Source organism: Pseudocitrobacter sp. 73, from assembly GCF_008369545.1.
Classification (GTDB): domain Bacteria; phylum Pseudomonadota; class Gammaproteobacteria; order Enterobacterales; family Enterobacteriaceae; genus Pseudocitrobacter; species Pseudocitrobacter vendiensis.
In genome coordinates, this window is the sequence record NZ_VTZO01000007.1 from 70,384 (window position 1) to 76,383 (window position 6,000).

6 protein-coding genes are annotated in these 6,000 nt (G+C 60.9%); all 6 read right to left on the minus strand.

Annotated features, from left to right (window positions below):
• Positions 1-59: 59 nt before the first annotated feature.
• Positions 60-365: a LysR family transcriptional regulator gene (locus tag F0Q32_RS07260; protein ID WP_001255015.1), complete on the minus strand. Its 306-nt coding sequence runs from the start codon at positions 363-365 to the stop codon at positions 60-62.
• Positions 366-392: 27 nt separating this feature from the next.
• Complete coding sequence (gene floR / locus F0Q32_RS07265) at positions 393-1,607, minus strand: chloramphenicol/florfenicol efflux MFS transporter FloR (RefSeq protein ID WP_000214119.1); 1,215 nt, start codon at positions 1,605-1,607, stop codon at positions 393-395.
• Between the two features lie 216 nt (positions 1,608-1,823).
• Positions 1,824-2,708 (minus strand): DUF3363 domain-containing protein, encoded by an 885-nt coding sequence (locus tag F0Q32_RS26460; protein WP_149462504.1) that lies wholly within the window; start codon positions 2,706-2,708, stop codon positions 1,824-1,826.
• 30 nt (positions 2,709-2,738) lie between these two features.
• Positions 2,739-4,232 (minus strand): IS91-like element ISVsa3 family transposase, encoded by a 1,494-nt coding sequence (locus F0Q32_RS07275; RefSeq protein WP_001120888.1) that lies wholly within the window; start codon positions 4,230-4,232, stop codon positions 2,739-2,741.
• Positions 4,233-4,442: 210 nt separating this feature from the next.
• On the minus strand, positions 4,443-4,667 hold the full coding sequence (locus F0Q32_RS07280; protein WP_000743213.1) for a hypothetical protein: 225 nt from the start codon (positions 4,665-4,667) through the stop codon (positions 4,443-4,445).
• Entirely contained in the window at positions 4,664-5,401 is a 738-nt protein-coding gene (locus F0Q32_RS07285) for a recombinase family protein (RefSeq protein ID WP_001366550.1), read from the minus strand. The genes F0Q32_RS07280 and F0Q32_RS07285 overlap by 4 nt, the downstream gene beginning before the upstream one ends.
• Positions 5,402-6,000 lie beyond the last annotated feature (599 nt).

Sequence of the window (6,000 nt, forward strand, 5' to 3'; positions counted from 1 at the left end):
AGTTCTTTTACCCTCAGCCGAAATGCCTGCCGTTGCTAGACATTGCCAGCCAGTGCCCGTCACTCCGCGGTCTTCACTGCGTGATCGAGTTGATCGACACCCGCCGTGACACGCTCCATGAAGTGCCTGCCTGCGTCTGTTAGCCGAACGCCCCGCGCATGGCGCTCAAATAGCAGGACACCAAGGTTATCCTCCAGCGCTTTCACACGCGCGCTGACGCTCGACTGGCTGATACCAAGTGCCTTGGCCGCATGCCGAAAATTCAGATGCTCGGCGACGGCGATGAACTGAACAAGGGAAATGAGCGGTATCCTGCCAGACAGGATACCGACATTCACGAGGTTTCGATGGTTAGTGCGCCGCATCGGAGCGGGCCTGCTACCAGTCGTCGGTTAGACGACTGGCGACTTCTCGGTGGCAGCCCCACGGAGCCGAAGGAGCACCAGCCCCAACGAAACCAGTACCGCCATCGCCGTGGCGTAACAGATCACGGGCCACGCTGTGTCACCGTTTAAAAGTGCCACCGCCAATGTCCCGACAATGCTGACTATCAGGCTTTGAACGCAGAAGTAGAACGCGACCGCTGATCCCGCGATGTCGTCGAACTCTGCCAAAGCGCCGTTCGCGGTAACGGACACCGTGAAGACAATACCGACCGCGACAACCCACATCGGTAGGATGAAGGTGAGGAATGACGGCGAGCCGTAAAGTTCGCCGATCCCCAACAGGACCGCTCCGCAAACAAGCAACGCCATCCCACGCGCCACGCATCCTGCGATGCCCCATCTGGCGACAAAGGACTTCGCGAAACGGGTTGTCACGATCATTACAAGCGCGACAGTGGCGAAGGCAAAGCTGAATCCGATCTCGGAATATTCCGCTTGGCCTATGAGCACACGGGGAGCCGTCGAGAAGAAGACGAAGAAGGTGCCCATACCGGCGCTAAAGCCGACAGTGTAAACCCAAAAAGCCGGACTCGCGAAGATCGGCAAGACAGATCGGCGCGTCTTGACTTGATCCAGAGGGCGGGTTTCGTGCCACCTGAAACCCGCATTTAGGAGTGCGAGCATCGCCAGTATAGCCAAAGTAATGAATATCGCCTGCCATCCCAAGAACTCGCCGATCAATGCTCCGGCGATAGGGCCGAGCGCAGGCACGAACGCCAGCATCGAACTGAAAAGGCCGTAGATGACGACACCCTCAGGACGGTTGGCATAAACGTCGCGAACCGTCGCGAACGTCGCCACCAGCATGGCCGACGCGCCCACTGCTTGAAGTAGACGGAAAGCGACAAAGGCCGGTGCAGTTGAAGACCAAGCTGCTCCCAGAGACGCAATGACGAAAGCCGTTGCGCCCGCAAGTAGAATTGGCCGTCGCCCGATTCTGTCTGAGAGCGGACCAAAAATCACCTGGCCCACGCCGAGCATCACCATATAGAGGCTCAACGTGAGTTGGATCATAGCGGGCGTCGTGTTCAGGATGCCGGGCATCGCTGGAACGACAGGGAGATAAATATCCATCGCCAGTGAAGCGAGGATGTCGAAAGGAGCCATCAGCAGCAGTGCTGCCGGCAGCGTATAGGCCCACGCGGGGCGTGTGGTGGTCATGACGAATCAACCCTCGATTAAGGAATACCGGGCGACGTCTGCTCGTCAGCAATCAGATGAGACTAGCCTTACAGAGCGCCGCAACAACAATACTGGTTGTTGCGGCTTACTTGTCTGCTGACTTGGAATTTCCCATCTGATTACTCCACGCTTACGAATATGAATTGCTACATTTTATCCGATTATCTTTTGCTTCGCAATGCGGCATGGGCGCACTCAGCGTTCCAGCCCCCTCTGCCGCCCTAACTGCCACGACACCGACCCGCCCTGCACGATGCCCATAACCTCGCGGCCGAGTTGGCGGTCGATGATCGGCCGCCACGGGACAAGGGTGAACTCATGGGATTTCTCGACCACGGCGAACTTGCCGCTCGATAGATGCACGGTTCCGGTAAACTTGCCGCTGACGCTCTCGCCGTCCGTGGCGGCGCGGAACGGCAGGCCCTTACTCAAAGCCATATCCGATCCGACGCCGGCTACCTCGCGCTCCCGCAGGATGGCGAGAAGGTTGCGCCGGTAGAAGACGCGGCTGTCCCGGCTGCGGGTGGCGTCGCCCTGTTCGATATGGTGCTCGCGGCGCTGGTCCATGGCTTCGCGGACTTGTTGCCCGAAGCCGGTTGGCGCAAGGTCGGCCGTCTCGCCGTGGATCAGCCGCCGGTCCAGCCAGGTCGCGCCGTCCGATCCGATCTGTTTGTTCAGATCGACCGGGGAAAGGACGCGAACGCTGGCCTGACTGTCTCGGCCGGCGTCATGGGCGGCGGCACGGCTGACCAGATCATCGGGGATGCGCCATTGGTCGGCGTCGATCCGCTCGGCGATACCGGCCCGGCGTAGCGCCTCCAGCCGGCGCACATGGGCATCGACATAGCCCTCATAGTCGCCGCCTGGAACGCGGCACGTATAGGAAGAATAAACGCCCTTTTCACCCAAGTCCAACAGCTTTGGACCGCAGTTGACTCTTTCGACACCCCTGCGATGCAACCCAATCCGGCTGACGGGGAGCCAGCAACGCTGAAAATTTACCCTCCTCTTTCCCACTAGCGGCTCCTTTTCCGACAACCAGCACGGCGGATCCCTGCCGCGGCGCTGTGAACGCAGCATTTTGATTGGTATCGTTGGCCTTCAGGCTCGTCAGTCAAACAGACCCAGGAGCAGCTCAGCCGGTGGCGCCCGGCTTTCGGGTAACGCCCTGGTCCCGCTGGTTTCGGCTTTGTGCTTCAGGTGATCAAGGATCTGCTTGATCACTATAGGGTCTTCAATGCAGGCGATGACTTTCATGGCGCCGCCGCAGCCGCTGCAGGTCTCGATGTCGATATTGAAAACACGCTTGAGCCGTTGCGCCCATGTCATCGACGCTCGCCGTTGTGCTGGTGTTGCCGGTTCATCAGCCACCCTGACCTTGTTGCCCCTGCCCCGTTTTGCCGGCGTGACCAACGCCCGGTGCCGACTGTTGGGTGCGAACACCCCGTGGAAGCGGGTTAGGTTGACTCTGGGCTTCGGTACCAGGGCGGCCAGCCTTGCAATGAAATCCAATGGTTCGAAAATGACGTGCGTGGTGCCGTCCCGGTACGGCGTCTTGAGCTGGTAGCGCACGTTGCCGCCTCGTGTTAACGACAGCCGCTTCTCGGATACCGCCGGGCGGCTGATGTACCGGCACAGCCGTTCGAGCTTCTTGCGTTCATCGGCCCTGGCCGCCACGCCGGCGTGCAGGCTGGACCCGGCTACCTTGCCAATCCCGTCACCGAACGGATCACCACTGGTCGGCAGAGTTTGCAAAGTGAACACCTTTCGCCCCGCCTGTGAACCGACAGCGATACGGTAAGTGATCGAGTGCCCCAGCAGGGGTGTCATCGGGTCGTCATCCACCGCATCCGAGGCCAGATAGCTGTTTTCGACATCCCGTTCCAGCAGGCCTTGCCGTTCCAGATAGCGACCCACCCGGTGGGCGATGGTGTGCGTCAGCTGGGTGAGCTCTGGGCTGGTCGGCGCCTTGACCCAGCGGAAACGCGCTGAGCCGTGGGATTGCTCGACATACACACCGTCGAGAAACAGCATGTGGAAGTGAACATTCAGATTGAGCGCCGATCCAAAACGCTGGATCAGGGTGACCGCGCCCGTCTTGGCCACTTGGTGGGTATGGCCCGCTTTCTTGACCAGGTGCGTGGCAATGACGCGGTAAACGATGCCCAGCACCCACCCCATGATCTCGGGCCGGCTGGCAAACAGGAAACGCAGCTGAAACGGGAAGCTCAACACCCACTGACGCATGGGTTGTTCAGGCAGTACTTCATCAACCAGCAAGGCGGCACTTTCGGCCATCCGCCGCGCCCCACAGCTCGGGCAGAAACCGCGACGCTTACAGCTGAAAGCGACCAGGTGCTCGGCGTGGCAAGACTCGCAGCGAACCCGTAGAAAGCCATGCTCCAGCCGCCCGCATTGGAGAAATTCTTCAAATTCCCGTTGCACATAGCCCGGCAATTCCTTTCCCTGCTCTGCCATAAGCGCAGCGAATGCCGGGTAATACTCGTCAACGATCTGATAGAGAAGGGTTTGCTCGGGTCGGTGGCTCTGGTAACGACCAGTATCCCGATCCCGGCTGGCCGTCCTGGCCGCCACATGAGGCATGTTCCGCGTCCTTGCAATACTGTGTTTACATACAGTCTATCGCTTAGCGGAAAGTTCTTTTACCCTCAGCCGAAATGCCTGCCGTTGCTAGACATTGCCAGCCAGTGCCCGTCACTCCCACTCGATTGTAAACAAGCACACAAAACCCTTTAGTGACAACAATTTGCAAGAACTATCAGGCTCAGTGCCATGAAAAATACCATGACCAGATCATGAGGTTGAACACGGCTTGCGCCGGCAGCGTTCACGCTCCTGGTCGGCGATCTCGCCCGGCTGCAATGCTAGCTCAGCATCGGTCATGCGCTCCAGCACGTCGCGTAGGCGGATGGTGCAAGGAATGGGCGGCAGCTCGAACTCATAGCCGCCGGCGATCATTTCGGCCGCAATCTCCTCGGTGATGAAAAACGGCTCGTCGTCTTGGTTCGGCTTCTTCATGCCCTTTCCTCCTGGCGCTCATCCTGGCCGACAGCGGCCAGGGCATCGGCTTCCGTCAATGCGTCCTCCACGAACGCGCCGTGCTGCTTCGCTTCGGCCTGGCTGACCTCGGCCCATATCCGTTTCACCTGGGCCGCACTGTACCCGGCCAGCTCGGCGGTCTTGTTGATGCTGTAGCCGGACTTGCGCAGCGCGACAACTTGGGCGCGGCGCTTCGGATCAGCACGGCGGCCCTTGTACCGCCCGGCCTGGCGGGCCAACTCAATGCCTTGGCGCTGGCGTTCGCGCCTGTCCTCGTAGTCGTCGCGGGCCATCTGCAAGGCCAGGCGAAAAAGCATGATCTGCACGGCTTCCAGCACGATCTTGGCGACGCCCTGGGCCTCGGCCGCCAGGTCGGATAGATCGACCACGCCAGGGACGGCCAGGCGTGCGCCTTTGGCCTGTATCGAGGCCACCAGGCGCTCGGCCTCGGGCAAAGGTAGGCGGCTGATGCGGTCGATCTTCTCGGCAATGACCACCTCGCCGGGCTGTAGGTCGCCGATCATGCGCAGCAGCTCAGGCCGGTCGGCGCGTGCGCCGGATGCCTTCTCACGGTAGATGCCGGCGACGTAGTAGCCGGCGGCCTTCGCGGCCGTAGTGATCGCCTCTTGGCGTTCCAAGTCCTGCGCGTCGGTGCTGACGCGCAGATAGACCCGCGCCACCATCGGCGCGGCTACTGGCTTCGTCCTGCGCATACTTGCGGGCTCCTTTGGGCATACGCAAAGTGTCCGGTCATGCTACCCCCGGCCAAAAAGGCCGTCATGCGATTTATCTTGGCCGGGTCGTTATTGGCGGGTCTAAATGGCCGCTCCGTGGATCTCATCGCCAGAAATGGCGATGCGAGATCCAGGGCAGGGCGGCCGCCATCGTCAGACCTGGCGATGGTCGACGCCGGCGCGCATCGTCGGATGTGGCGATGCGAGCTCGAGGTCGGTGGCCACCGCCGGCGACCTGGTGCCATCGTCGGCAATGGCGATGCTGCAGCTCGACGTGCGCGGCCTGGTCGTCTCGGCATCGTCGGATGCGGCGATGCTCGAGCGAGGCGAAAAAAAACCGCCTCGGGGTGTCCGAGGCGGCAAGTCTGCATGCGGTTCAGGGAGGAAGAAACCGCGCCGGCGATCAGGGAGGAAAACCGCGCGGCCTGATGTGCAGCTCGGCCACTTTAGCCGGATTTTTCGACTTATCCGATGCGAGCGGCCCGCCGTGGGCGCTGCTCGATCTGCTGTTGCTTTTTCTCGACGTGCTTCTGCTCCTGGTGCTGCTGCTCGTCGCGCGGCACTGTTGCAAAGTTAGC